General features: G+C 58.4%; 26 protein-coding genes and 2 pseudogenes. 24 read left to right on the forward strand and 4 right to left on the reverse strand.

Going from position 1 to position 26880, the window contains the following annotated elements:
- Positions 1 to 136, forward strand: a pseudogene (locus AC13D8_RS00475) (type II toxin-antitoxin system YhaV family toxin); the annotation flags it as partial.
- Between the two features lie 718 nt (positions 137 to 854).
- On the opposite strand, the gene phnE reads toward AC13D8_RS00475, so the two are convergent.
- Genes phnE through phnC form a run of 3 tightly spaced genes read right to left on the reverse strand, consistent with a single transcriptional unit; the run spans position 855 to position 3427 of the window.
- Entirely contained in the window at positions 855 to 1673 is an 819-nt protein-coding gene (gene phnE, locus AC13D8_RS00480; RefSeq protein WP_057821745.1) for a phosphonate ABC transporter, permease protein PhnE, read from the reverse strand.
- Between the two features lie 22 nt (positions 1674 to 1695).
- The gene (gene phnD, locus AC13D8_RS00485) at positions 1696 to 2571 is read right to left on the reverse strand and encodes a phosphate/phosphite/phosphonate ABC transporter substrate-binding protein (protein WP_057821746.1); all 876 of its coding nucleotides are present in this window, start codon (positions 2569 to 2571) and stop codon (positions 1696 to 1698) included.
- A 25-nt stretch (positions 2572 to 2596) separates the two neighbouring features.
- Positions 2597 to 3427, reverse strand: coding sequence for a phosphonate ABC transporter ATP-binding protein (gene phnC / locus AC13D8_RS00490; RefSeq protein WP_236553417.1), 831 nt, complete (start codon positions 3425 to 3427; stop codon positions 2597 to 2599).
- A 91-nt stretch (positions 3428 to 3518) separates the two neighbouring features.
- Here phnC and AC13D8_RS00495 point away from each other — a divergent pair, with 91 nt between their 5' ends.
- Both AC13D8_RS00495 and AC13D8_RS00500 read left to right on the forward strand, forming a co-directional pair.
- Positions 3519 to 4517: an NAD(P)-dependent oxidoreductase gene (locus AC13D8_RS00495; RefSeq protein ID WP_057821748.1), complete on the forward strand. Its 999-nt coding sequence runs from the start codon at positions 3519 to 3521 to the stop codon at positions 4515 to 4517.
- 5 nt (positions 4518 to 4522) lie between these two features.
- Complete coding sequence (locus AC13D8_RS00500; protein WP_074940723.1) at positions 4523 to 5386, forward strand: LysR family transcriptional regulator; 864 nt, start codon at positions 4523 to 4525, stop codon at positions 5384 to 5386.
- A gap of 205 nt (positions 5387 to 5591) precedes the next feature.
- On the opposite strand, the pseudogene AC13D8_RS00505 reads toward AC13D8_RS00500, so the two are convergent.
- A pseudogene (locus tag AC13D8_RS00505) lies at positions 5592 to 8488 on the reverse strand (Tn3 family transposase).
- 125 nt (positions 8489 to 8613) lie between these two features.
- Between AC13D8_RS00505 and AC13D8_RS00510 the strand changes: the two are divergent.
- From AC13D8_RS00510 to AC13D8_RS00610, 21 genes are all read left to right on the forward strand, one after another.
- The gene (locus tag AC13D8_RS00510; RefSeq protein WP_057821753.1) at positions 8614 to 9165 is read left to right on the forward strand and encodes a recombinase family protein; all 552 of its coding nucleotides are present in this window, start codon (positions 8614 to 8616) and stop codon (positions 9163 to 9165) included.
- Positions 9166 to 9313: 148 nt separating this feature from the next.
- Positions 9314 to 10810, forward strand: coding sequence for a sigma-54 dependent transcriptional regulator (locus tag AC13D8_RS00515; RefSeq protein ID WP_081896188.1), 1497 nt, complete (start codon positions 9314 to 9316; stop codon positions 10808 to 10810).
- Positions 10811 to 11270: 460 nt separating this feature from the next.
- The gene (locus AC13D8_RS00520; RefSeq protein WP_037240005.1) at positions 11271 to 12233 is read left to right on the forward strand and encodes an NADH-quinone oxidoreductase subunit B family protein; all 963 of its coding nucleotides are present in this window, start codon (positions 11271 to 11273) and stop codon (positions 12231 to 12233) included.
- 22 nt (positions 12234 to 12255) lie between these two features.
- Entirely contained in the window at positions 12256 to 13857 is a 1602-nt protein-coding gene (locus AC13D8_RS00525) for a nickel-dependent hydrogenase large subunit (protein ID WP_037240008.1), read from the forward strand.
- 68 nt (positions 13858 to 13925) lie between these two features.
- Positions 13926 to 14312, forward strand: coding sequence for a hypothetical protein (locus AC13D8_RS00530; RefSeq protein ID WP_197060312.1), 387 nt, complete (start codon positions 13926 to 13928; stop codon positions 14310 to 14312).
- Between the two features lie 13 nt (positions 14313 to 14325).
- A complete protein-coding gene (locus tag AC13D8_RS00535; protein WP_037240012.1) occupies positions 14326 to 14637 on the forward strand; it encodes a hypothetical protein in 312 nt (103 codons plus the stop codon).
- On the forward strand, positions 14610 to 15110 hold the full coding sequence (locus AC13D8_RS00540) for a hydrogenase maturation protease (protein ID WP_199559127.1): 501 nt from the start codon (positions 14610 to 14612) through the stop codon (positions 15108 to 15110). The genes AC13D8_RS00535 and AC13D8_RS00540 overlap by 28 nt, the downstream gene beginning before the upstream one ends.
- Positions 15107 to 15427 (forward strand): hypothetical protein, encoded by a 321-nt coding sequence (locus AC13D8_RS00545; RefSeq protein ID WP_037240014.1) that lies wholly within the window; start codon positions 15107 to 15109, stop codon positions 15425 to 15427. The genes AC13D8_RS00540 and AC13D8_RS00545 overlap by 4 nt, the downstream gene beginning before the upstream one ends.
- A 104-nt stretch (positions 15428 to 15531) precedes the next feature.
- Complete coding sequence (locus tag AC13D8_RS00550) at positions 15532 to 16533, forward strand: hypothetical protein (protein ID WP_100053154.1); 1002 nt, start codon at positions 15532 to 15534, stop codon at positions 16531 to 16533.
- On the forward strand, positions 16493 to 16744 hold the full coding sequence (locus AC13D8_RS00555) for a hypothetical protein (RefSeq protein ID WP_474889589.1): 252 nt from the start codon (positions 16493 to 16495) through the stop codon (positions 16742 to 16744). Before AC13D8_RS00550 ends, AC13D8_RS00555 begins: the two co-directional genes overlap by 41 nt.
- 9 nt (positions 16745 to 16753) lie before the next feature.
- On the forward strand, positions 16754 to 16975 hold the full coding sequence (locus AC13D8_RS00560; protein WP_037240016.1) for a hypothetical protein: 222 nt from the start codon (positions 16754 to 16756) through the stop codon (positions 16973 to 16975).
- Between the two features lie 3 nt (positions 16976 to 16978).
- Positions 16979 to 17848, forward strand: coding sequence for a NifU family protein (locus AC13D8_RS00565; RefSeq protein ID WP_037240018.1), 870 nt, complete (start codon positions 16979 to 16981; stop codon positions 17846 to 17848).
- Positions 17845 to 19023 (forward strand): NHL repeat-containing protein, encoded by a 1179-nt coding sequence (locus tag AC13D8_RS00570; RefSeq protein WP_037240019.1) that lies wholly within the window; start codon positions 17845 to 17847, stop codon positions 19021 to 19023. Before AC13D8_RS00565 ends, AC13D8_RS00570 begins: the two co-directional genes overlap by 4 nt.
- Positions 19020 to 21365, forward strand: coding sequence for a carbamoyltransferase HypF (gene hypF / locus AC13D8_RS00575; protein ID WP_037240020.1), 2346 nt, complete (start codon positions 19020 to 19022; stop codon positions 21363 to 21365). Before AC13D8_RS00570 ends, hypF begins: the two co-directional genes overlap by 4 nt.
- Positions 21356 to 21649, forward strand: coding sequence for a HypC/HybG/HupF family hydrogenase formation chaperone (locus tag AC13D8_RS00580; RefSeq protein WP_037240021.1), 294 nt, complete (start codon positions 21356 to 21358; stop codon positions 21647 to 21649). The genes hypF and AC13D8_RS00580 overlap by 10 nt, the downstream gene beginning before the upstream one ends.
- A complete protein-coding gene (hypD, locus tag AC13D8_RS00585; protein ID WP_037240023.1) occupies positions 21646 to 22785 on the forward strand; it encodes a hydrogenase formation protein HypD in 1140 nt (379 codons plus the stop codon). The genes AC13D8_RS00580 and hypD overlap by 4 nt, the downstream gene beginning before the upstream one ends.
- A 5-nt stretch (positions 22786 to 22790) precedes the next feature.
- Complete coding sequence (gene hypE, locus AC13D8_RS00590; RefSeq protein WP_407668425.1) at positions 22791 to 23828, forward strand: hydrogenase expression/formation protein HypE; 1038 nt, start codon at positions 22791 to 22793, stop codon at positions 23826 to 23828.
- Positions 23828 to 24580 carry a sulfite exporter TauE/SafE family protein gene (locus tag AC13D8_RS00595; RefSeq protein WP_482967203.1) on the forward strand — a complete coding sequence of 251 codons (753 nt, stop codon included), beginning with the start codon at positions 23828 to 23830 and terminating at the stop codon, positions 24578 to 24580. Before hypE ends, AC13D8_RS00595 begins: the two co-directional genes overlap by 1 nt.
- Complete coding sequence (locus tag AC13D8_RS00600; protein ID WP_037240029.1) at positions 24580 to 24822, forward strand: hydrogenase maturation nickel metallochaperone HypA; 243 nt, start codon at positions 24580 to 24582, stop codon at positions 24820 to 24822. The genes AC13D8_RS00595 and AC13D8_RS00600 overlap by 1 nt, the downstream gene beginning before the upstream one ends.
- Positions 24823 to 24866: 44 nt before the next feature.
- A complete protein-coding gene (gene hypB, locus AC13D8_RS00605) occupies positions 24867 to 25652 on the forward strand; it encodes a hydrogenase nickel incorporation protein HypB (protein ID WP_211285985.1) in 786 nt (261 codons plus the stop codon).
- A 722-nt stretch (positions 25653 to 26374) separates the two neighbouring features.
- On the forward strand, positions 26375 to 26521 hold the full coding sequence (locus tag AC13D8_RS00610; RefSeq protein ID WP_156108153.1) for a hypothetical protein: 147 nt from the start codon (positions 26375 to 26377) through the stop codon (positions 26519 to 26521).
- Positions 26522 to 26880 lie beyond the last annotated feature (359 nt).

The following is a 26880-nucleotide window of genomic DNA, read 5'->3' on the forward strand; positions in this document are numbered from 1 at the left end:
GACGGATGCCTATGCGACGTTCAAAGGGATGTTGGAAGATGGCAATCCACCTGACAATTTCGACGCGCTCTTGAAAGAAGCTGCAGCGGCGGGCAAGCGGTTCGAAACTTCCCTTGAAGCGGTGCCCGATCGGTAAGTGGGGTCGAATGCTGGAAGGGGCAGAATCCTACGCTGAGGCTGTCCGTAAAGAGGTCGTTCTGCCCTACAATCTCCCGTCACCCTTGAGCCGAGTGAAATAAGCGACATTGGTGTGTCATATGGCTGGTACGATGAAATTCTCAGAAGTCCCTCCCTATCCGTACACCAGCCGTTCGCTGCATCGTGTACGAACTGGTAAGATGCGGACATTTCGGACTTACGCAGATGCGGCTTTTGCTGACGCAGCATCCGTTCGCAATTGCCGAACATGCTTCGTCGCGTTGTTGATCATGTCGCCAAACCCGTCATTGAGCTTGGCCCATACGGTCATCATCCGAACCGAGCATTCGCTACACCAAGCGGGAACCTGAGGGGAGCGGTCGGCCTGGTCTTGCTGGTCCGATAAAGTCCTCGTCGCGGTTGACCAATAGCTTCGTGGATTTCTTGGTCGGATGTAACCCTTCGCTCCGTGGCCGCTATGACAGCGGGGTATGAGCCGGAGGGGCGATTGAATTGGAATGAAGTGACAGGACGTAGCACTGGATGTTCACAACGGGGTCGAGTCCGGCTGAGTGCAGAATAGGGCGCTAAGGGTTTTTAGCCCGGATTGCCAGCATAATGACCCTTCGCCGCGCCGTACACGAAGTGGTAAGACCGGACTCTGCTGCAGCTCGCAGCAGGCTGCCGAAGATCCGCTTTTCCCGGGTGACTGTGACTTACTGGAATCGTTTCCGTAGCATGTTGCTGAGTGCGTCAACGATTGTCACGGTGGCCAAGATGACGATCAGAACGGCCGACACCTGGGGATAGTCCAGCAGGCGCAGCGATCCGACGAGTTCGGTTCCGATCCCGCCTGCACCAACCATTCCCATGACGGTCGAGGCGCGGAAATTGTATTCCCACCGATACATTGTGACGTCAGCGAATTGCGGGAAGACCTGGGGCATTACACCATGGGAGATAACTTGAAGAGACGTGGCGCCAGAGGCTTCGGCGGCTTCGATGGGCGCGGGATGCGCGTGTTCGATGGCTTCGGCGAAGAACTTGCCGACCATGCCAATCGAATGCAGGCCCAGGGCCAGCACGCCCGGCAGCATTCCAAAGCCAACGGCGGCAACGAAGATGATGCCCATGATGAGTTCGGGGATGGAGCGTAGCGTGTTCAGCACGAGGCGCGCAGCCTGATAGGCCCATTTGTTCGGTGTCGTGTTCCGTGCCGCAAGAAAGCCGAGCGGGACCGACAGGACGACGGCCAGTGCGGTGCCGGCCACCGACATGGCGAGCGTTTCGATCATTGGCTCGACCCATTGACGCCAGCGGGTGAAATCGGGCGGCACCATTTCGGCGAAGAGCGTGCCGATAGCGGGCAGACCGTCGGCCAGCCGCCCGCCATCGAGCATTCCGGTCAGCCAGAGACAGAGGACAATGATCGCCACGATGCCTCCGATCTGGAGAAGGAGACGCCGCCGCCCTTTGCGATCCGCCGCAAGAATGGTGTCGGCGGTTTGGGGCGTATTGGTCTGGGCAAGGGTCATCGCGGCGTCTCCTCTTTTGGGATCAGTCGGTTTGCAGATTGCTGCGGATATCGCGGATGATGTCGTAATCGGCATCCGTGATCGCGGCGAAACCGTCCGCCTTGAATGGGCCAAGAACCGCATCGCCGACCTCGGTGCCGGGTTCAAGATCAAGAAAGGCGTTGCGGATGCTGTCCTGCAGCTCCTGCGTCATGTCGGTGCGCATGACCCATGGGTACTGCGGAATATCGGCGGAATATCCCAGGATCACCAGATTGTCGGGGTTCACCGTGCCGCGCTCGACGAGGCGTTCAAAGATTGGACGGCTCAGGCCACCGACCTGGGCGTTGCCAAGTTCGACGTTGCGGGCCACGGCGTCATGGGCGCCGGTGAAGTTTTCGTTATAATCCTCGCCAGTCGCGACGTCTTCAAGCAGCATCGTGTATTTCGGGGCGAAGTGGCTTGATGTCGATGCCTGATCGCCAAAGGCGACGTCCACGCCGGACCCTTCGATATCTGCGATGGAACTGATGCCCGCCTCCGCGTTAGCGATGAGGACTGCCTGATAGGTCGTGCTGCCACCGCTGATACGGGCCGCGAAGGGCTCGATATCTAGGTCGCTGCCGTCCATGCGATCCTTTGCGATCGTATAGGAAGCGGGGCCGAAATAGGCGACGTCGATGCGGCCAAACCGCATGGCTTCAATCATCGATGAATAGTCGGTTGTGACGATCAGATCGATGTCTCTGCCGAGCGTCTCTTCGAGATGCGCGGCAAGAGGTTCGTTGTCCTGGATCACGGTCGCCGCGTTTTCGTCGGGCAGAAGTGCCACGCGCAACGTATCAGGATCATGGTCACCGGCGGCGAAGGCGGCGCCAGCCAGCAGAGTCGCGGCGATGGCGTAGGTGGTCGATTTCATCTTTGGGTCTCCTATGATGATGAACTCAAGTCGCATCCTGCCCGGTCGATCCATAGATCTGGGTCAGGACAGTTTCGGAAAGCTGTGTGGGCGGGCCGTCGAAGACGATCTGCCCACCGGCGAGGCCGATGATCCGGTCCGCAAAAGCCTTGGCGTAATCGAGCTGGTGCAGACTGACGATCACCGGAATGCGGTCTTCCTTGCAGATCGAGCGCAGGACGTTCAGCACGCGCTCGGATGAGGCCGGATCGAGCGACGCTACAGGCTCGTCGGCGAGGATCATCTTCGGCTCTTGAGCCAGCGCACGCGCGATGCCGACGCGCTGCTGCTGGCCACCCGAGAGGCTGTCGCAGCGCGTCAGCGCTTTTTCGAAAAGGCCCACGCGTGTCAGGCACTCAAGGGCCAGCCGTCGTTCCTCTTCCGAGAAACCAACAAGGGTGCGCCAGAAGGAATGCCGCCCAAGCCGGGACAAGAGGACATTGTGCATTGCCCCCATCCGGCCGATAAGCTGGTGTTGCTGGAAGATCATCGCCGTATCGCGGCGATGCGCCCGGATGGATTGAGTCGCATCCAGCGTTCCGATCTCCCGTGACAGGACCGCCCCGGATGTGGGCCGCACGAGCAGATTCAAGGTGCGCAGCAAAGTGGATTTGCCCGCGCCTGAAGGACCCAGCAACACCGTCAATTCGCCGTCTTCGAAATCAACGGTCGTCGGCTGCAATGCGACCGTGCCGTTCGGATAGATCACTTCGACCTGGTCCAGGCACAGGATTGGTGCCGCATCCGTCTTCGTATCGCTCCGATCAAAAGCCATCTGCTGCTGTCCCATATCGACCGATTCCCCTTCGTCACCCATTCTGCTACGCGATCAAAGCAACAGAATTATTACATATTGCGATTACCCTCTTGCCTTGATAGCAATGCGAAAAAAGGAAGGGATGACCTCAATGCGCGAAAAAATCATTGTGCCGAACTGGATCGAGGACGAGACACTGGCCACCCTACGGATGGTCGGCGAGGTCATTTCGAATGACAGCACAGAGCCGTTATCGTTCGAACGGCTGAAAGAGGTTTGTGCGGACGCAACTGCACTGATGGCCTTCATGACGGAAGCGGTGGACCGCGCATTTCTCGAAGCCTGCCCGCATCTGAAGATCGTGGCGGGGGCACTGAAAGGCTTTGACAACATTGATGTCACTGCCTGCACGGATCATGGCGTGTTGGTCACGATCGTGCCCGATCTGCTGACCGAACCGACGGCGGAACTCACGCTTGGGCTGATGATCGCTCTGACCCGGAACATGCGGGACGGCGATACGCACATGCGGACGGGCACCTACGCTGGATGGCGCGCGCGCTTTTACGGGGGCACGTTGCAGGGCGCTGTGGTCGGCGTCATCGGCGCGGGGGCTGTCGGGCGCGAAACACTGCGACTGCTATCCGGCTTTCGGGGAACGCGGCTTTATCACGATGTGACGCCACTGGATCCGACAACCGAGAAAGCGCTGAGCGCGCGCAAGGCTGCGCTGGACGAAATCGTGGCCACATCGGATTTCGTTGTTCTGGCGGTTCCTTTGACCGAGGCGACGCTTGGGATGGTCGATGCCGCATTTATCTCCCGCATGAAACCAGGGGCCTGCCTGATAAATCCTGCGCGCGGCAGCCTGGTCAATGAAGCCGACGTCGCATCCGCGCTCGAAACCGGCCATCTGGGTGGATACGCTGCCGACACCTATGAGATGGAAGACTGGGCCAGGCCCGACCGTCCACAGCACGTCCACCCCGCCCTGTTGGCTTCGGAGAAAACCGTTCTGACACCGCATATCGGATCGGCTGTGGTTGAGGTGCGGCGCGCCATCGCAGCCTCGGCGGCGGACAGCATTATCACAACGCTCAAAGGCGACCTACCCGAGACAGCGCTGAACCCCCAAGTCCTGAAAGGATAAGTGTGATGCTGAACCTGAGCCTTGTGCGGAGCTTTGTCGGTCTTGTCGAAGCGGGTAGTTTCCATGGCGCTGCGACCCGCTTGAAGATCGCACAACCGACAATTTCCCAGCATTTGCAAAAGCTTGAAGAGGATTTAGGCGTTCCACTGATCGAGCGTAGTCATGCTGGCAGCCGTCCGACACGGCATGGCGAACGCTTCCTGCCTCATGCGCGCCATCTGTTGAAATCTGCTGCACGCGCCGAGACCATCGCGCGCGACGACAGTCTGATCGTTGGGTGCAGTGGCAATATCGCCAGCTACTATATGGCCAAGGCGTTCAAAGGGTTTCTGGACGCGGAGGACTGGCGAGGCCGGTGGGAAATCACCTCGGCACCCAATCCCCGCATCGCCGAGATGCTACTGAGCCGGGAGATCGACATTGCGGCAATGGAATGGCCCCTTTCACACCCGGATGTCGCGGCAGAGCGGTGGCGCAGCGCGGAGATGATCGTGATCCTGCCCACCGACCATCCTTGGGCGGGCCGCCGCGAGATCACCGTCGAGGAGTTCCTCACACTTGAAATGATCGGCGGGGAAAGTGGATCCGGCACCGGCACGCTCCTGCGCGATGTGTTGGGCGACAGGGCCGGCGAACTGCGCACGCGCGCGAATGTCGGATCGACCGAAGCCGTCAAACAGGCTGTCATGTCCGGCTTGGGTGCTTCTATCATTCTCGCCGAAGCTGTAACCCATGAAATTGATACCGGCGCACTGATCGGTATTTCCATCAAAGGAATGGCGATGAAGAAGACATTCTTCACAGCCCGCCTGAAGACGATCAGAGACGACGAAATCGCAACAAAGCTGTCCCGCTTTCTAACTGGCTAGGACCGATCCGCAAACTGGCGCACGACTACATTTGATCTATGTAATGCAAAGCAATCACTCGGTGGCGGTTGGTCAGCACGGATCTTGATCCTGCCCGTTTCACTGAAGCCACCATCCATGCAGATCGCAGCATTGGTCAAAGTGGGCTTGGAGTCAGATTTCGCTGGCTGCTGATGAATGACCGGTGTTGTCGCTGCACGAGGTTTCATGGGTTTTCCATCATCCGCCTCCACCGATATTCACCTGTGAGGATAATATGTGCCCATCCGAGGGGCGAGATATGTGAGAGAAGATATGCGGGTGTATCGAGCCCAGCATTTTGTCGCGCGGCGACCGCAAAACCGAGTTGCTTGGTGTTCCAATAGATGATGATGGCGGTGAGCAGGTTCAGCCCTGCGATGCGGAAATGCTGGCCCTCAGTTGTACGGTCGCGGATTTCGCCTTGGCGACCGATCCGCAGTGCGTTCTTCAGGGCATGATGTGCTTCTCCTTTGTTGAGGCCAATCTGTGCGCGGCGCTGCATATCGGTATCAAGTAGCCAATCAATGATAAACAGCGTCCGCTCGATACGTCCGATTTCACGAAGGGCAATGGCCAGATCATGTTGCCGTGGCCGTGCTGCCAGTTTCTTCAGAAGCTGGCTCGGTTGCATTCTCCCGGAGAGCATCGTCGCGATGCAGCGCAACACGTCCGGCCAGTTGGCGATAATCGTGTTTTCGCGGATGCGGTCACCGGCCAGGCCTTTTAGTTCGTTCGGGACCCCATGACGATCAAAGACATGCAGCCGCTTTGAAGGTAAGTCCTTGATGCGCGGGATGAACCGGTAGCCGAGCAACGAGGTGGCCGCAAAGACGAGGTCTGTGAAGCCGCCCGTATCTGCGTATTGTTCTTTGATCCGTTTGCCGCTCGGGTTCATTAGCAGACCGTCCAGAATGTACGGTGCCTCGTTCACTGTAGCTGGGATCACCTGTGTGGCGAAGGGGCCATATTGATCTGATACATGGGTATAGGCTTTCAGGCCGGGCTCATGGCCGTACTTCGCATTGATCAGATTCATCGCCTCGCCCTGGCGTGTGGTGGGAAAGAACTGACCGTCACTGGAAGCGGTTTCACCAGCACCCCAGTATTTTGCCATTGGCAACCACGCCTGCGCCTCGATCACCATAGCCAGTGCCCGATTGATGGCCTCACTTTCCACGTGCCAGTTTGAGAGCCGGGCCAATTGCTTAAAGTTATGGGTACTGCTCGCCCCGGCCATTTTGCTGAGTCCAAGATTCAGACCCTCTGCGAGAACAACATTCAGCATGCCAAGCCTGTCTTTGCACGGTGCCCCGGTACGCAGATGGGTGAAGGCGTCAATGAACCCTGTGTCATTGGCCACCTCCGTGAGCATATCTGTGATCCGCACTTCTGGCAGGCGACGATAGAGGTCCAGGATCAGGCTATCGGCTTCAGCGGGAACGTCAGCTTCAAGGCGTTCGACGCGCAATCGCCCATCCTCGATGATCCCGCCTGGGAGGGCGCCGTTCCTGACTGCCTTGGCAAGCCTGTGCAGCCCGTCGTCCAGCCGTTGTTTTCGATCTGCAAGCCAGACTTCCGGCTTCAATGGCATCGACAATCCCATAGTCTGCGCGGCCTCGACCGGAACCAGAGCCTGTTTCAGGTCGCTGTAGCGGCGAGAATGAGCAAGCCAGACATCACCGGATCTGAAGGCCTCACGCAGATGGAACAGCACCGCGACAACCCAGAGACGGTCCCGGTTCGTTTCGGGGTCGCTGAGATGCCCTCGCCATTTTGATCGGGGCTGAAGAAATGGCGCAGAGCGGCTTGGAATATCTTGCCTGTCGCGGATCACATCGGCCGCCGCAAGCAAAGGCTGAGCCACACTGGCCCCTGTGATGTCCAATGTTGCCAGCATTCGGGGGCATAGAGCTTGAACCGATGATACCCCTGCTCGACATAAGCCAGTGCACCCGCCTTGACGGTCTTACTGAGTGACCTTGCTGTTGCAACGAGGTTTTCCAGAGCATCCCAGCCACAAGATGCATCCACGGCACCGGCGATAGCCACCTCATCTCCCTTGGCGATCAACAATGTCGTGCCCAGAGTCTCAAACCCGGCCAGGGTCGCCGCGATCTCCGATTGCGCCGCGGTAACACGGGCATCGCAAATCCTCTTTGCCTCCCGCCAGATTGAGCCAACGATCCGGTCATGTGTTTCGACAACGGTATCTGCGATGGCAGCCGACCACTCAACGACGCAGGTGGCAAGGATGGCCAGTCGTCGATCACTGGTGATGTCCCGCAATCCATCCGTAAAGTAACGTTCCCCCTGGCGGCGAAGGCGTGTGACCCGATGTGCGGGAATGTCGTCCAGGATTGTTGGCGACAACGCGATCCCCTGCAGGAATTCCAGCCGGTCGAGCTGGCGGTTGATATCGGCAGAGTTCTTGCCCACCTCGAATTGTCGCAACCAGATGAAGCGGCTGATCCGGCTATCAGCGTCTTCATTGAGCAAACCGTTAAGTTTGGCTTTCATTTCGAGGTCGAGACGTGCCGCAATGCGAGCCTCGATCCGTTGTTCGGCCGCAACCAATGCGTCAGCACAGTGTCGTTCTATGACCGACAGGCCGGGCAGGACAACCTGTCGCCTGCGGCATTCCTCCACAAACCCGCGAACCAAACCCTCACTCGATTGAGCCGCCTCGGCGTGCTGGTCCAACCACCTCTGCATTTTCTTGGCATGTTTGCCAGCAAACATCTTGTAACCGTACATCTTACGCAGTGAGCCGAGATGTTCTCGTCGTGTCTTCTCACGGGCGGCATATTGCAACAGGTCATCTGGTTTCAGTCCAATTTGAGCGGCTATGAACCGGGACACAGGTTCCGGTATAACTTCGCCAGCCTTCAGCAAACGGCCCGGAAACCGAAAGGCACAAAGCTGAAGCGCAAAGCCGATTTGGTTTTCTGGTCGCCGCCGTGTGCGGATATGTTCAATGTCCTCATCATCCAGGGTGTAATGCCGCAGCAACGCCATCTCCTCTGTAGGGAGATCAAAAAGTGCCGCGCGTTGTCGCGCGGTCAGAACCGCTCGATGTGCCATCGGATTGTTCTTTCGTTAGGAGATGTGGTCTTTGAAAGTAGACATATTGAGACATCACGCTTGCCATGTCTTTTTCAATGTCTCAATATGGTTGTCGCATGAACCCTTAATATATTCGAGACCCCATGGCCAAAGTCGGATATGCCCGCGTCAGTTCAGTCGGACAATCTCTAAACGTGCAGCGTGAAAAACTGAGCGACTGTGACAAACTGTTCGAAGAAAAGCGCAGCGGCACCACCGATGCCCGCCCTCAGCTCAAGCAATGTCTGAATTATGTCCGTGAAGGCGACCAGCTGATTGTAACGCGCATCGACCGACTGGCCCGATCCACTTTGCACCTATGTCAGGTCGCGGAGACGCTGCGCGAAAAGGGCGTCGATCTTGTCGTCCTCGACCAGAACATCGACACATCCGATGCAACTGGTCGTCTGTTGTTCAACATGCTGGGTGCTATCGGCCAATTCGAGACTGAGATCCGGGCCGAACGGCAAATGGACGGAATCAAGAAGGCGAAAGATCGCGGCGTTCAGTTCGGCAAACGGCCTGCGCTCACCAATGATCAGATCGCAGAGCTCCGCGAAAAACGCGCTCAAGGTAAGCTGATCAAAGACCTCATGGCTGAATACAGCCTCTCTAAGGCCACCATCTATCGCTATCTCACCGAAAACGCGGCCTGAGCTCGACTACAGAAGCCCAATCCAGGCTTAACGCCCTATTCTGCACTCAGCCGGACTCGACCCCACAACAGGCGAAGTGGCGCTGGATTTGCACTCTGAAGCTAGATTGCAAGCAGAACTTGCATAAATAGTTCTCTTTATGCAAAGAATGTTTGCTGATACTGATCCGGCAATCATCAGTGGCAACGGAGGTCCAAGCACCTTGTCGAATATATCTACGGTTCTTATCAAGTCCAAGGACAAGGCTTTGACCCTGTCCGCTTCCAGCGCTCTGAGCGAATTGGATGGGTATCGGCTGATCTTTTGCGAGGATGATAACTCCGCAAAGAGCCGCCTTGACGAAGTGAACGTGGACCTCATTCTCTATGACGTCGATGAGGATGATTTTGGACCGGACAACGCGTTGGCGCGGTCTCGCTTGTCTCATACCGCGTGTTGGCGCATTGTTATTTGCGAAAAAAATGAAATGAGCTGCGGCGCGCAACTCTGCGAAGATACGGCGTCCTATTTGTATCTTGCCAAACCGGTGCAAGAGCAGCAGATCCGCATCGTCGTCAAGCGCGCCCTGGAACACGCCGAGCTGTCGCGCCGGCACCGGATACTGAGCAGAGAGCTCAAGCTGTCGCTGGATGACGAGATTTTCAACGACGAGGAAGGCGGATCGGTTCAGGGTGGCGTTTCACGCTTTGAAAGACTGGTCTATGCAAGCCCCAAGATGGCCGAAGTTGTCGCCGAGGCGAAAGTCGCGGCCTCCACGGGCATGCCGGTCCTGATCCGAGGCGAGACGGGCACCGGCAAGGAGCTTTTGGCGCGCGCCATTCACTTTAACTCGGATCGCGTGAATTCACCCATGCACAGCCAGAATTGCGGCGGTGTGTCTGACGATGCCTTGTATTCCGAGCTGTTTGGCCACATGCGTGGCGCCTTTCCGGGGGCGATTGCGGATCGGCTGGGCCTTTTTCGGGCGGCTGATGGGGGCACGGTGTTTCTGGACGAGGTGTCAGAAGTATCACCGCATTTTCAGGTGGCCCTTTTACGCTTCCTGCAAGAGGGCGAAGTCAAACCACTTGGTTCAGACAAGACACTGTACAGCAACGTGCGGATCATCGCGGCATCCAACCGTTCAATTGAGGAGATGGTGGAAAAAGGCAGTTTCCGCCGCGATCTGTATTATCGTTTACGCGGGTTTCAACTGGAATTGCCACCGCTTCGCGACCGGACCGACGACATCCCGGTGCTGACACAGTTCTTTGTTGAGAAATATGCCGGTGTGGTTGGTCGCCGGGTATTGGGTGTCACATCTGACGTTCTGAAGCGGTTGGAGTATTACCCATTTCCGGGCAATGTCCGCGAGCTGGAAAGCGAAGTTCAGCGCATGGTCGCGGTTGCGGAACAAGGTGGATATGTTGCTCTACGACATTTATCGGAAAAGATCGCGCGCACGCCAATCGAAAACGGCGAGGACGCAGCTTTCGTGCCATCCGGTGTAACGCTTAAAGACAAGGTCGAACATTTGGAGCAGGTCGTTTTGACCAAGGCGCTGGAGGCGTTTCATTGGAATCAAAGTAAGGTCGCGGAAGAATTGGGCTTGTCACGAGTCGGGCTGGCAAACAAGATCAAGAGATACGGTCTGCGCAAAGGGTAAGACATGGACGATGACGCGCCTGCCACGAAAGTCATTGGTTTCCCCTATGCCCGATCCGGACTGGCCAAGACCCGGTCCAAGCCGCGCAATCTGGGCCTGACCGCCATGTCAAAGGCCGTTGCTCCTTCGGGCACGGGCGCCAGGGGCCATTGGTGCAAGAGCTGCAAGGGGATCTGGTACAGCTACTTCGGAGAGGCCGAATGCCCGGCTTGCGGGCGACGGGGCTAAGCCCTGTCAGCTGTCAGCCAAGTTTACATTCCCCCATGGCAACTTAGTTTTCAGTTTACACTTTGTTACCAGAAATCGCCGCGCTGACCGCTAGTGTTGATTTGCTCGACTGTGCGCAACGGTACACACTTCCACCATAAATGCCGCGACTTTCGCAGGGTCGACAAGCAACAAGCCTGGCTCTGAGGCGAGGATGTCGCGGCAGGAATGATAGTCTTTGGGAGGAAGAAAAATGGCAAACCTGTTGTGGCTTCAGGGGGGCGCGTGTTCCGGCAACACGATGTCTTTCCTGAATGCAGAGGAACCAAGCGCATGTGATCTGGTCACTGACTTTGGGATCAACGTCCTTTGGCAACCCTCCCTCGGGCTTGAACTGGGCGATCAGGTCAAAGCGATCGTCGAGAAGTGTATTTCTGGCGAGATCAAGCTGGACATCTTTGTCTTCGAAGGCACCGTCATCAATGCGCCGGACGGCACCGGCGAATGGAACCGGTTCTGCGGGCGCCCGATGAAGGAGTGGGTGAAAGAGCTGTCAGCGGTTGCTGATTTTGTCGTGGCGATCGGCGATTGCGCGACCTATGGCGGCATTCCGGCGACGGCGCCGAACCCGTCCGACAGCGTCGGCCTGCAGTTTCTCAAGCGCGACAAGGGCGGCGCACTGGGTGAAGGTTTTGCCGCTAAATCCGGATTGCCTGTCATCAATATTCCGGGTTGTCCGGCACACCCTGACTGGGTAACGCAGATTCTGGTGGCGGTTGCCACGGGTCGGGCCGGTGATCTGACGCTGGATGAATTCCATCGCCCCAAAACGTTCTTTTCCTCTTTCACGCAGACCGGGTGCACGCGCAACATGCATTTTGCCTACAAGGTGTCGACCACGGCGTTCGGCCAGCGCAAGGGGTGCCTGTTCTACGATCTGGGGTGTCGTGGTCCTATGACTCACAGCCCCTGCAATCGCATCCTGTGGAACCGCCATTCGTCAAAAACCCGTGCGGGTATGCCCTGCCTGGGCTGTACCGAACCGGAGTTCCCGTTCTTTGATCTGGCGCCGGGAACGGTCTTCAAGACACAAACCGTCATGGGTGTACCCAAGGACATGCCCGAGGGCGTGGACAAGAAGGGTTACATCAAGCTCACCTCCGCCGCCAAAGGCGCGGCACCTGCGTGGGCAGAGGAAGATATCTTCGTAGTCTAACTGCGAATTGGGAGAGAGAATTATGTCTGCAGCAGTAGAAACACTCGACATTTCGCCGGTTGGCCGCGTCGAAGGCGATCTGGATGTCCGGGTCGATATTGAAAACGGCGTTGTCACCAACGCCTGGACCCACGCGGAGATGTTTCGCGGGTTCGAAGTCATCCTGAAAGACAAGGACCCCCAAGCCGGTCTGGTCGTCACGCCGCGCGCCTGCGGGATCTGCGGTGCGTCACACCTGACCTGCGCAGCCTGGGCACTCGATACTGCCTGGGGCACCACCGTGCCGCGCAACGCCATTCTGGCGCGCAACCTCGGCCAGATCGTGGAATCTCTGCAGTCCCTGCCGCGCCACCATTATGGGTTGTGGATGATCGACTATACCAACGAAAACTACGCGATGAGCCCGTTTTACGAGGAAGCCGTCAAACGCTATTCCCCGTTTACCGGCACATCCTATGAAGCAGGCGTGACAATCTCCGGCCGTCCGGTCGAGATTTACGCGCTGTTGGGCGGTCAGTGGCCGCATTCGTCCTTCATGGTGCCTGGCGGCGTCATGTGTTCTCCGACACTTACGGATATCACCCGCGCCTGGTCTATTCTGGAGCATTTCCGTCAGAACTGGATCGAGCCACTGTGGCTCGGCTGCTCAATGGAGCGTTACGAAGAAATCCAGACCTTGGAGCAATTCGAGGCATGGCTGGACGAAAAGCCCGAGCACGCCAATTCTGATCTGGGCCTGTTCTGGCGCATGTCCAAGGACATTGGCCTTGACCAGTACGGTAAAGGCCACGGCCGGTTCACCACATGGGGGTATCTGCCCCACGAGGACAAGTATCAGAACCCCACGATTGATGGTCGCTCAGATGCGGTGATCATGAAATCGGGCATCTACGACGGTGCATCCGACACATTCAGCCCGATGGACCAGTCCTTTGTCCGCGAAGACACGCAGCACGCCTGGTACGACGAGGCGGCGGGTGCGGTCCACCCGTTCGACCGCACCACGAACCCAGTGAGCAAGAACCCCATCGACCCGGAGGGCAAGTATTCCTGGTCGACGGCCGTGTCGCATGCCGAAAGCGGTCGCCTCGAGGCCGGCCCGCTGGCGCGGCGTCTGGTGGCGGGCAATGACACGGGCCATGACTTCCAGCACAGCGACGGGTTGGTGCTGGATATGTACCGCAAGATGGGCGGTGCTTCGACGATGCTGCGCCACTTTGCGCGGATGCACGAGCTTTGCATTCTCTATCGCGAAGCCGAACGCAATTTGCGCGAGTTCCAGTTGAACGACGAATGGTATATAAAGCCAACTGAAAAAGACGGACAGGGCTGGGGTGCGACCGAGGCGATTCGCGGTGCGCTGTGCCATTGGATCGATGTACGCGACGGCAAGATCGCCAATTACCAGATCATCGCGCCGACGACATGGAATGTTGGGCCGCGTACATCTGACGGCGCCCGGGGGCCAATCGAAGAAGCGTTGATCGGCACGCCGATCAAGAACAGCGCGGATCCGGTCGAGGTCGGTCACGTTTGTCGATCCTATGACAGTTGCCTTGTGTGTACTGTTCATGCGCATGATGCCAAATCCGGTGATGAACTGGCACGCTTCCGAACAGCCTGATGTTTATGTTTGGCCGGCGGATCAAATCTGCCGGCCAAACGACATCCGGCAATTAGGGAGGAAGCTGAATGTCAGAAAATCCGGAAGCATCAATAACCCAAGCGCAGCGCCAGGCCTACTTGGACAGATATGGCCTGACACCCGCCGAAGCGGGGCATGAAATGCTCCTCCAGATGATAGAGGACCATTTCGCGGAAGGACTGGAAACCAAGGTCGAGCCTTTTCCGGAAACGGATCGTGAATTCGGTGCGCTGCTTGACGAATTGCGGCCTCTGAGCGCGGATCAGCTGCGCGAAAAACTGGTGATCTCAGGCTGGCTTTTGCAGCCCTACGGCGAAGACGAGATGCGGTGCCAGGAATGTATGTACTACCTGGTGCACAAGCGCTGGTGCGACCTGCCAGAACTTGATCTCCCGGCAAAGCCGGAATGGTGGTGCCGTCTGTGGCGGATCTGAAAGGAGCGCTGACATGGATGATGACGAGACTCGCGCAACAATCGCCGAGATGCTGGCTTCGGGTCTGGAAACCGAGGTCTGGCCACGGGCCGGAACCAGCGAAGAGGTCAATGAAATCGTGGCGCGCCTGCAGGTCGAGGCAGGTCAGGATCTGGAAAAGAAACTCGTCATCGCCGGTTTCACCGATCACACGATCGAGGCTGACGAGATTGAGCAACCCTGCGAGACCTGCATGTACTACAAGGTCCATGCGAAATTCTGCGAATTGCCGGAACTGATGGTGCCGGTCGAACCGGAATGGTCCTGCCGCCTGTGGCGGATCTGATGCCGCTTGATGTTGTCGTCATCGGATGCGGCAACCCAAACCGAAGCGACGACGGCGTCGGTCCGCATCTCATCGCTCAAATGCGCGAAAACGGCGTGCCGGAGCACACTCGCATATTCGACGGCGGAACCGACGGGATGTCGGTCATGTACAGCGCACGCGGCGCCACGCATCTGATCATTGTCGATGCCCGGGTCCCCGAAGGGTCGCCGGGCACCATTTATGAGGTTCCTGGAGAGGTTCTGGAAGCACCGCCCAACAACAGCCTGAACCTGCATGATTTCAGGTGGGATCATGCGCTTTACGCAGGACGCCGTATCTATGGTGATGCGTTTCCCAAGACGACATCGGTGCTGTTGATCGAGGCCGCGACGCTGGAGCTTGGGTTAGGCCTGAGCGACGAGGTTTCTCGCGCGGCGCGGACGGTTGAGTGCCGCATTCGGGACCTGATCGATACGTGGTCGGAGGCATGAGCACGATCGCGATCAGGGATGGTGCGATCTATCTGCCTTGCGCCGTGGTGGACACCTATTTCCGCGGCATTGATGCGGTCATCGTACTGATCCAACAGGATGAATTATTGGTGATGCCCGTGCATCAGGCAACCGCCGGAGGGTGCCTTTTGAAGGTCCGGAATGCTGCAGGTGATCGGGTGGTTCAGGCCCGTGATGTTTTCCAGGATCAAGACCTTCTGGACTTTGCAACCGACAGCCTGACCGTCGCGTGGCAGGCCAGCAAAGGGGCGCTTTGTGCAGAATTGAAGCCGGATCAGCGCGGCGAGGATGTGTAAACTAAGTTTTCTATAAACCAAGTAAGTTGACAGCGCCCGCTTTGAGTGCTTTTCTCGGTCGAACACAGAAATCGAACCAGATTCGATTCGAGGGAGAAACCGGTTTGACGAATATCAGTCGTGCTCAGCAGCAGGTGCAGGCGGCCATGACCGCGGTCGAAACGGCTGCGGCGACGCAGGCCGAAAAGGCCGAGATGCTGATGGAAATCGCGATGGGGCTTCAGCAGAAACCCGAACGTGCCGAAGACATCTTTGCTGCCGTGGATCTCTACAAACTTGCCATGGATCTTGCGCCGGAAGGCGAAGTTCTGGGGGTCGCCCGCATTCGTGCGCGTATGGCCACAGCGCTGATGGCCGTGCCCGCCGAAGATGCGACGCAGCTAAAGGAAGCGAAATCCGAAATAGAGATCGCGCTTGCAACCCTGACTGCGGAAGGGTCGGACGCCGAAGTGGCCGAAGCCGAAATGAACCTTGGTCTGATCTGCCAGACACTTGCGGGCATGCATCTCTTGCCGATCCAACCTGCCATCAGCGCCTATCAGCGGTCGCTCAGGACCTTCGACAAGACCAACTACCCCAAGGAATTCGCGGTCCTGCAAAGCAACCTGGCCACGGCGTTCCTGTCCATGCCGTTCACCGACCAGTCCGGGAAGATGCGCGAGGCGCTGGCAGTGCAGGCCTTTGAAGAGGCGTTGACGGTCGTCAACCTGATAGACCATCCCAACGAATACGCGATGCTGCAAAACAACCTTGGCAACGCGCTGCAGTACGTGTCCTCGTCTCACCGGGTGGAAAACGGATATCGCGCTCTAGAGGCTTATGATGAGGCGCTCAAGGTGCGCACCATCCGCGACATGCCCGAAGAATATGCCAACACCATCGCGAACAAAGCCAATTGCCTGTCGAACCTGCCGGACGATCCGCAAAATCCCGACGGCGGCAACTTTGGCAACCTGACCGAAGCGGTGCGTCTGCTGGAAGAAGCGCGCGGCGTATTCGCCAAGCGCGGGGCCGGCGAAAAGGCACAAGCAGTAAGCGAAGCCATTGCCGAACTGAACGCGGCCCTTGGCCCATCAACAATTCTGGAACGGAGCGGATTACAATGATGAATGGAGAATACAGTTGAGCGCTATAGTCGTAATTTTGGCCCTGGTCGCCGGCCTGGCCGCCGCCTTGGGTGCAGGGGCCTTGTCGGGTCTGCGCATCGGTAAAGATGCACTGGGCGCAGAGCTGGCCGCCTATATGGGCGCGCTTTACGGCGGGCTTGCAGGTGGCGGCGCAGTTGTCGTGACCACGCTTGTTCTTTTGCTGATCTAGGAGGTCGCCATGCTGGGAATGGCCATGAATTCTGCAAAACTGTTTTTTGCAGGCAAGCTTTTCAAAGACAACAAAACCGTGGTCCGACAGTTGATGATGGGGGCTGGCGCCGGCGTGATCGCCGGTATCGTCATCGGGTTGTTTGCACCGATCTGGGTGGCAGCCATCGCCGCAGGCGCTGTAAGCGGCGCTGTGCAGCCTGTGTTGTTCAAAGATCTGAAATACGCATAAGCAATGCCGGATGCCGCATCTCTTGAAGGCGAAGAGCCGACTCTGGATCGCCTGATCGGCGATCTGAAGGCGCTTGAAATGCTGGCAGACGGCTGGGATGAGGCGGCCCGCAACGGAGCCCATGCAAGGGCTGAAGCCGTAGATGCATTGAACAAGGAGGCGTTCCGACGGTTGATCGGAGCGCTTAAGGACAACCCAGAGTTTGGCAACGCCCTGAAAGAGGCGGCCCGGGATGAAGTGGTCTACGCCGTGTTGCGCCGCCACGGGATATTGCGGCCATCGCTCTACGAACGGGTCGAGGCGGCGCTGGAAACGGTGCGCCCGAGCCTGGTCAGCCATGGCGGCGATGCCGAGGTCGCTGCGGTCGAAGGCAAGCGCGCAGAAATTCGGTTTCTGGGTGCCTGTGATGGGTGCCCGGCGTCACAACTGACGTTCTATGCGGGTGTCAAAAAGGCCATTCAGGATCAGGTTCCCGAGATCACCGAAGTGAAACAGGCCAAGGGTCTGGGCGGTGGCGGGTCGGACGGCGTTCAGTTCACGTCGCCCTTTGCAAATTACGGCGACAACGAGTGGACAACGGCGCTGCCGCTGGATGATCTGGCCGATGGCGAAACGCGCTTTATCGACATCGACACTCATTCAGTGATCATCACCCGCTTTGCCGACAAGGTAAGCTGCTTCAAGAATGCATGCGCCCATATGGGCCTTGAGATGACCCAAGGCGATATCATCGAGACGATCCTGTCCTGCCCGCATCACGGGTTTCGATATGCGCTTGAGAGTGGCGAGTGTTTGACTGCTCCCGAGGTGCAATTGCAGCCGCACGCGGTGCGGGTCAAAGGCCCCAATATCGAAGTGAGGATTATCGCGTGAAAGTCTCGCTGTCCCGCTCGTTCAGCCCGCAAAAGGCGCCCGGCACCATAACCCCCGGTGCGCCGTTGTTGGGTGGGCAGGGCGCCCGCGTCATTTTGGGCAGCGACGGCGGTTCACTTGTACAGGCGATCACGCCCGCGCCGCACCTGATGTTCGGGCCGCGCGGCGTGTGCCTGCATCCGGACGGCTCGCTTTGGGTGTCAGACACGGGGCATCACCGGGTGCTGGGATGGAAAACCGTCCCGACAAATGACGACACACCTGCCGATATTCTTTTGGGTCAGCCCGACTTTGGCCGCGAGGGCCGAAACGCCAAGGGCCCGGTGGCTGCGAACACCGTGAATGTGCCGACCGGGATCGTTGCATTTCGGGGTGGGCTGGCCGTGGCCGACCCGTGGAACCACCGCGTGCTGATCTGGCGCGAAACGCCCACCGGTCCCGACCACGAGGCTGATATCATTCTTGGTCAGCCTGACGCCCACAGCGCACTGGCAAATTTGGGTCTGTCGCATGCGCGCGCTGATACGATGCACTGGCCTTACGGGGTCTCGGCGGATGGCAATCGGTTGATCGTATGCGACACCGGAAACCGCCGTGTGCTGATCTGGGACGATCCGCAAACCACGGGTCAACCGGCGGATCTGGTTCTGGGACAGCACGATTTCACCTGCCGGGATGAAAATGCGGGCGGGGCGGTTTCGGACGTATCGATGCGCTGGCCGCACATGGCCATCGTCTGGCAAGGCGGTCTGGCGGTGGCAGATGCCGGCAACAACCGGGTGATGATATGGGATGCGTTTCCCGGCCAGAACGGCACCCAATGCGACACGGTGCTGGGACAGGCGGATATGACCGCCTGCGACCACAATATGGCGTCGTATTATCCCACGTCACAAGCGATGAATATGCCCTATGCGCTGGCAACACTTGGGTCGACGCTGGTGGTGGCTGACACGGCCAATTCACGACTTCTGGGATTTGAGGATACCGGTATGGCGGCCCACGCCGACCGGCTGACGGCGCAGCCGGATTTTGCGGCCAAAGGCGACAACCGCTGGGGCATTGCCGAGCGCGATACGGTGTGCTGGCCCTATGGGCTGTCTGCTCTGGGCTCGACGGTGGCGGTGGCCGACAGCGGCAACAACCGCATTCTGATCTGGGACGCGGCGACATGACCGGTGCCCGCTTCACCGTTTCTGGTCAGGTTCAGGGCGTAGGCTTTCGCCCGACGGTCTGGCGGCTGGCGCATGAAATGGGCCTGACGGGCGATGTGAAAAACACCGGCGAAGGCGTAGTGATCCAGCTTTGGGGGGACCATGTCGCAACCTTTCCAGACAGGCTGCACAGCGCACTGCCGCCGCTGGCGCGCATCGAACGGCTCGATGTCACACCCCTGACCGACCCAGCCCCTTGCGGATTTGAAATCACCGCATCGCAAGAGGGCGAGATGCGAGGCAATGTGACGCCAGATGCCGCAACCTGCGCCGATTGCCTGGAGGAAATCCGCAATCCGTTTGAGCGGCGCTATCGCTATCCGTTTGCCAATTGCACCAATTGCGGGCCGCGCTTTTCGATTGTGCAGGCCGCTCCCTATGACCGCGCTAAAACAACCATGGCGCCGTTTGATTTCTGTCCACCTTGCGAGGCGGAATATTCCAACCCGGTCGACCGCCGCTTTCACGCGCAGCCGGTGGCCTGTGGCCGGTGCGGACCGAACATCTGGATCGAGAAACTTGGCAAGGGCGCGGTGAATCTCGAAGCGTTTTCAATGCTGGATGACGTGGATGCCACCGGCGGGATGATCATGAATGGTCACATCGTCGCAATCCGGGGTCTGGGCGGTGTGCATCTAGCTTGTGACGCCACCAACGCCGCGGCCGTGGCCGAATTGCGCAGGCGCAAATCGCGCACGGGCAAGGCCTTTGCCCTGATGGCCCGCGATCTGGATGTGGTGCGCGCGTATTGCGAGGTGTCGAAGATCGAGGCCGATCTTCTGTCGAGCCCGCAAGCACCTATCGTTCTGCTGAAGGCCAAGCCCAACGGTCTGCCAAGCGAGATCGCGCCGGGTCTGGATCGTCTTGGCGTAATGCTGCCCTATACGCCGTTCTATCACATGATCCTGCGGCGCATCGGGCGCCCGGTGATCATGACCAGCGGCAATCCTTCGGGTCAGCCGCAATGCATCGACAATCAGGAAACCCGCGACCGTCTTGCCGATATCGCAGATTTCGCCTGTCTTCATAACCGCGACATCGCCAACCGGATCGATGACAGTGTTGTGCGCGTCGATCTGGGCCGTCCGCGCGTGCTGCGCCGGGCGCGTGGATATGCGCCGCAGGGGCTTGAACTGCCAGCCGGGTTTTCCGACGCGCTTGAGGTTCTGGCGCTCGGTGCGGAACAGAAGAACACATTCTGCCTCGTCAAGGACGCCCGCGCCATCATGTCCCAGCACATGGGCGATCTGGAGGATGTGGCCACAAACGCGGATGTGACGCGCAATCTGGGTCTATACGAAAACCTCTTTGATCATGCTCCAGATATAATCGCTGTCGATCAGCATCCGCAATACCTGTCCACGCAGCGCGGGTTCCAGATGGCAGGCGACCGGCCTGTGATCCAGGTACAGCATCACCACGCGCATATCGCCGCGTGCCTGGTCGAGAACAACCGGCCCCTGAGCGCAGAACACGTGCTAGGCATCGCGCTGGACGGCACAGGCCTGGGGGATGACGGCACGATCTGGGGCGGTGAATTCCTGATCTGCGACTACCACGGGTATCGCCGGGTCGGCTGTCTGAAACCAGTTGCACTGCCCGGCGGTGTGGCCGCCGTGCGTGAGCCATGGCGCAATGCCTATGCGCATCTGATGGCCGAGATGGGCTGGGGCGAGTTTGCAATCAACTTTCCCGATCTGGAGGTCTTCAGCCGTATGCGGGACCTGCCTCGCGACACTTTGGATGCGATGATCAAGTCTGGAACGAATTCGCCCTTGGCGTCGTCCTGTGGCCGGCTGTTCGATGCCGCTGCCGCGATTGCAGGCATCGCTTGGGACCGGCAGAATTACGAGGGCGAAGCCGCGATCCTGTTCGAGGCCGCCCTTGATCCTGACGCGCTGAACGAGCCAGATGATCTGGCCTATCCGTTTTCAATACCGCTGATGGGCGGCAAGGGCATGCCCTATATCGAGCCGCTGGCCGTCTGGCGCGCCATGCTGGGCGATCTGGTTCTGCAGACACCCATTGGCACGATTTCGGCAAGGTTTCACCGGGGATTGGCCCGCGCCATTGTCGAAATGGCGGTGCGGCTGACCAAAGACACGGCCATCGACACCGTCGCCCTGTCGGGTGGCTGTTTTCAAAACGCGACGCTGTTCGCGCTGGTTCATCAAGGCTTGGAAGGAGCAGAGCTGACGGTTCTGAGCCATTCCGACTATCCGGCGAATGACGGCGGTATTTCACTGGGGCAAGCCGTGATTGCCCTGGCAAACACACAAGGGGAGGACGCAAAATGTGCCTAGGAATTCCAGGACAAATTACCGAGATCTCGGATGCGACCCGCAAGCTCGCCATGGTCGACATCTCGGGCGTGAAACGTGAGGTCAACGTGGCCTGCATCGCGGGTGATGACCCGTTGGAGGACTTGATTGGCACGTGGACCTTGATCCATGTCGGTTTTGCCATGAGCAAGATCAACGAAAAGGAAGCGGCCCTGACACTGGAGGTCCTGCGCGAACTTGGCGAAGCGCAGGAAGAGATAGAGGCGATGCGGGCCAGTGCGGCCATGCTGTCGGAAGCGTCATGAAATACGCTGATGAATTCCGCGATCCGGTGGCCGCCAAAGGCGTGCTGGCTGCCATCGAACGCGTGACCAACGAGATCGGAGCGACCAAGGAAAAGCCGGTTCATATCATGGAGATTTGCGGCGGGCATACGCACGCGATCTTTCGCTATGGTCTGGACAAGCTGACCCCGCCGGGGCTGGAGTTCATTCACGGCCCCGGCTGCCCGGTTTGCGTCCTTCCGATGAGCCGCGTGGATGAATGCGTACAGATCGCCGAAGATCCGAATGTGATCTTTACAACCTTTGGCGATGCGATGCGCGTGCCGGGCACCAAGAAATCCCTCATGCAGGCCAAAGCCGACGGCGCCGATATCCGCATGGTCTATTCGCCGCTGGACGCGTTGGAACTGGCGCGCCGCAACCCCGACCGCGAGGTGGTGTTCTTTGGCCTTGGGTTCGAGACGACCACGCCTTCGACGGCCCTGTCGATCCTTCAGGCCGATACCGATGGGCTGACGAATTTCACTATCTTCTGCAACCACATCACCGTGCCGCCGCCGATCAAGGCGTTGCTGGATGACCCTTATATGGTCTTGGATGGTTTCGTGGGCCCGGGCCATGTGTCGATGGTGATCGGCACCGAACCTTACCAGTTCATCGCGCGCGACTATGGCAAACCCATCGTGGTGGCGGGGTTTGAACCGCTTGATCTGTTGCAATCGGTGCTGATGGTGCTGGAACAAATCCGCGATGGCCGTGCCGAGGTGGAAAACCAATATGCGCGGATCGTGCCCAACGAGGGCAACCCGGTATCCATCGCCGCCTGCGAGCAGGTCTATGAGCCGCGCCCAACCTTTGAATGGCGCGGTCTGGGTGAGATTGATGAAAGCGGATTGCGCATTCGCGACCGGTACAAGGCATACGATGCCGAGGTGAAATTCAACATCGGCTACGGCCGCAACACATCGTTCACAGAAGAACAGGAAGGTTGCGCCTGCGGCGACGTCATGACCGGGCGGATCAAGCCCCACGCGTGTCCGCAATTCGGCAAGGGCTGCACGCCCGAGATGCCGCTGGGGGCCCTGATGGTCAGCTCGGAAGGGGCCTGCGCGGCCTATTACCAATATGGCGGCCTTGATCTGGAGCCGGTAGAATGAACGCGATGGACCGCCAGCCCAGACGCGTCGTTGCCGACAAGGTGACGATGGCCCATGGCGGGGGCGGCAAGGCGATGCGCGACCTGATCGAGGATGTGTTCACATCGGTCTTCTGTCCGCCCGGCATGGAAGATCAAGCGCGGCTGATGGATGATGCGCTCACCGTACCCGGAGCGCGGCTGGCCTTTACGACGGACGGGTTCGTGGTGTCCCCGATGGAATTTCCCGGTGGCGATATCGGTAAGATCGCTGTCTGCGGCACTGTGAACGATCTGGCTGTTGGCGGGGCGAAACCGCTGTGGCTGTCAGCGGCCTTTGTCATCGAAGAAGGTGTCGAGATTTCGACGCTGCGCCGGATCGCGGCGTCGATGCAAAATGCCGCCGATGATGCGGGCGTTGCCATTGTGACGGGTGACACAAAGGTCGTCGGCAAAGGATCAGGCGATGGAGTTTTTATCACCACATCCGGCATCGGCGTGATCGCGCCGGGCCGCGACCTGTTGGCCGAAACCGTGCAGCCCGGTGATGTTGCCATCGTCAACGGCGTGCTTGGTGATCACGGTGCGGCCATCCTTGCCGCGCGCGGCGATATGGCGCTGAGCACCGAAATCCCGTCGGACTGCCAACCGCTCAATCATCTGATGGAGGCAATATTGTCTGCTGCCCCCGGCACGCGGGTTGCAAGAGATGCGACACGCGGCGGGCTGGCCTCGGCCCTGAATGAAATCGCCGATGCTGCCGGTGTCGGCGTTGAAATCGGCGAAGACGTTCTGCCTTTGCGCACCGAAGTCAAAGGCGTTTGCGAGATTTTGGGGCTGGATCCACTCTATCTGGCCAATGAAGGTACATTGGTGATCTTCGTTCCCGAGGATCAGGCCGACGCGGCGTTGTCCGCGATGCACGCCACCGATGCGGGCCGCGAGGCCGTGATCATCGGCAAGGCCACCACCCAGCATCCCCGAACGGTGGTGATGAAAACTGTCTTTGGCGGTCTGCGCATTGTCGACATGCTGGTCGGTGAACAACTTCCGAGGATTTGCTAATGGCCTTACTGGAAAATCTTACATTTCTTGATGCGTCGTCATCGTCTGGGTTCCTGGTTTTGGGTCTTCTGTTTGGCATGGTTCACGCCCTCGAAGCAGATCATTTGGCTGCGATCATTACGCTTAGCAGGGGCGGAAAAAACAAGCTCCTGCTGCGAGGCGCCGTCTGGGGCCTGGGTCACACGGCGACGTTGCTGATCATGTCCATTGGCGTGATTGTGTTCAGCCTCGTTCTCAATGAGCAGCGCGCGGCAACGTTCGAATTTGCTGTTGGCGTCATGCTGGTTTTTCTCGGAGCACAGGTCGTGCACAGGTTTCGCAAGGACAGGCTGCACTATCACGTCCATCAACATGAGGGACAGGGGTATCACATGCACGTGCACAGTCACGCGTCCGATGTGGCCGACCATTCCAAAAGCTCGCATGCCCACGTACACGCCGAGCGATTTCCCCTGAAAGCCTTTTTCATTGGTCTGCTGCACGGCGCGGCCGGATCGTCCGGGCTCATCGTGCTGGCGGTCTCCAAAACTGGCGACCCCTGGCTGGCTGTCGGATATGTCGGTCTGGTCGGCCTTGGGTCCGTTCTTGGCATGGCGGCCATGTCCGTTGTTGTCGGTTGGCCGGTGCTCCAGGCGCCGAAAATCGCAAAAGGCCTTCATACCGCCGTGCAGATGTCCATTGCTGCGGTCGTTGTCGCCATCGGCCTGTCAATCATGTGGGAAACCAGACCAGTGGCCTGGGGGACTGGTTGATGCACGAGCTTGGACTGGCCCGCAGCATTGCGGGTATCGCAGAAGAAAACGCCAAAGGGCGAAGGCTCAAGGAAGTCCGCGTGGCGATCGGCCCACAGGCCTGTGTGGAACGCGGCGCACTGACCTTTTGCTGGGATCTGGTGACCGAAAGTACCGCTATTTCCGGGGTGTCCTTGGGATTTATCGATGCGGACAACGACACATTCGTCGTACGCGAAATAGAATTTATGGAGGAAGCATAATGTGTGGAGTATGCGGCTGCGCCGACCCTGCAAACGAGGTTTCGATGACCGATTCTCAAACCGGCGTCAAAGTCCTGTTGCGGGACGATCATGCGCATGACCACGGACATGATCATGATCACGCGCATTCTCATGACGACCATCACCACGGTCATGATGAGCCGCATGTCCATGGCCCGGGCGGCGAGATCATTTCCCTGGAAACTGCAATTCTCGGCAAAAACAACGAAATCGCGACCCGCAACCGCGGCTGGTTCGAAGGGCGCGGCGTCATCGCCCTGAATATCGTCTCCTCGCCCGGATCCGGTAAGACTACGCTGCTTGAAGAGACGATCAAGCGCATGAAGGACAAAGCCGATATCGCGGTCATCGAAGGTGATCAGATGACGTCGAATGACGCCGATCGTATCCGCGATGCAGGCGCCCGTGCCGTCCAGATCAACACCGGTGCCGGGTGCCATCTCGAAGCGGATATGATTGCCTTCGCCGTACAATCTTTGGATCCCCAAACCGGGTCAATCCTGATGATCGAGAATGTGGGAAATCTGGTGTGTCCGGCCATGTTCGATCTGGGCGAAAAGATGAAAATCGCTGTGATTTCAACGACGGAAGGCGAAGACAAGCCGACCAAATACCCACATATGTTCCGCGCCGTGGAATGGGTCGTCATCAACAAAATGGATCTGGCTCCGCATGTGGATTTCGATGAAGAAGCCTGTCGGCAAAACATATTGGAGGTCAATCCGGGAGTGAAAATCTTCTGCCTGTCGGCCCGAACGGGGGATGGCATGGATGCATGGTGTTCGAGCCTGGCCGAATTGAAAGCCTGAAATTGAACGGATTGGTGAGTTACCTCTCCTGTCAAGTCACTGCTGTGAGACCCTCATCCATATCGTGAGTGCAGCGCACCAATCCGTGTAAAAAAAAGATCACCACCCAGCCGCAGATGGACTATCGAATTGCGACCCCTCCACCTGCCGGATTATTTGCGTGCCTAGAGCGCCAATTTAGGGTGTGTACCTGCGCGCTGTTGAAAGCATTTAGCTGCTCCAATTTTGCAGCGGTCTGAACGGTCTTTGGTACGGCGAGCCATGAATTCGCCCCCGGCTTCTTGCAGCGACCAGAATGAGTGACCGGTTCTCCCGCTGCACTGCGGCACAAGCATTTTTGCTCGTGCAACATTTTTCACGCTGCGAGCGCGCGCAGCGAAAACTAAAGACTTCTGCAATGGGCTCGTTTGAGACCTTCGCGGCATCCCGCCTTAACGTCGGCAATGGCGTGAAAGGGCGTCTGTGCGCAGATGTTTTGGTCATCCCCATAATGTAGAGATCTCAAGAGTCTTATCGTCCGGGAAGTTTTGCTGTAACGTTCGATCGTCGCGTGAACGGGGACTCTGAGTTGAAACAACCTTCAGATCGTAAACAGGCCTGCGACAAAGTCGATCTGTCCAAGGTCCATTCCTCCGACAGCCGATCTCGGGTCGCTCTGAGTGTTGCCGATATGCCTAGAGACCTAGGCGAGCTGCTGGATAGGGGCCTTGAGGACCATTTCCGTGACCGCTGACATGAAATCTCATTATGCCTGGTTTCGGTCCAAGGTGGAGGAGGCGCTGAATGACCAGCAGGCCGCGACACCTCATTCCAACGTAATGAATCTTGTGCAGGCGGTGATTGATGAGAAGCGCCGCCAACAGTCTTGAACAGTGCGTTCTGGTCTTACCTGGTACCTTCGTGCGTTTCGGGGTGTTTTGGTGGGTTGCCGCCGCTTCTTCTGTCAAAAAAAGTGTTTGCCGATCGGCTGCGTGACTTAGCCTTTGATTCGGACAAGGGCGGGTCGCGCTCGTAATCTGAAATTCTGCACTCACTCTCGTTGCCCAACCTCCGTCATAGCTTTCGGCGGAAACCCCAAAAAGTGTAGAGCGGGCTTTTTGTCCTTTGGAACTCAGACCCTGATCCAAAGGAAAATCCCCATGTCCAAACCCAGAACGGCCAACCCGGCTCTCGCAATCTCCGAAGCCGATCTCGCCTCTGCGCTAGCGCTTATCGGCACAGAGATCCA

It is taken from the genome of Roseovarius sp. B-10, from assembly GCF_056859295.1.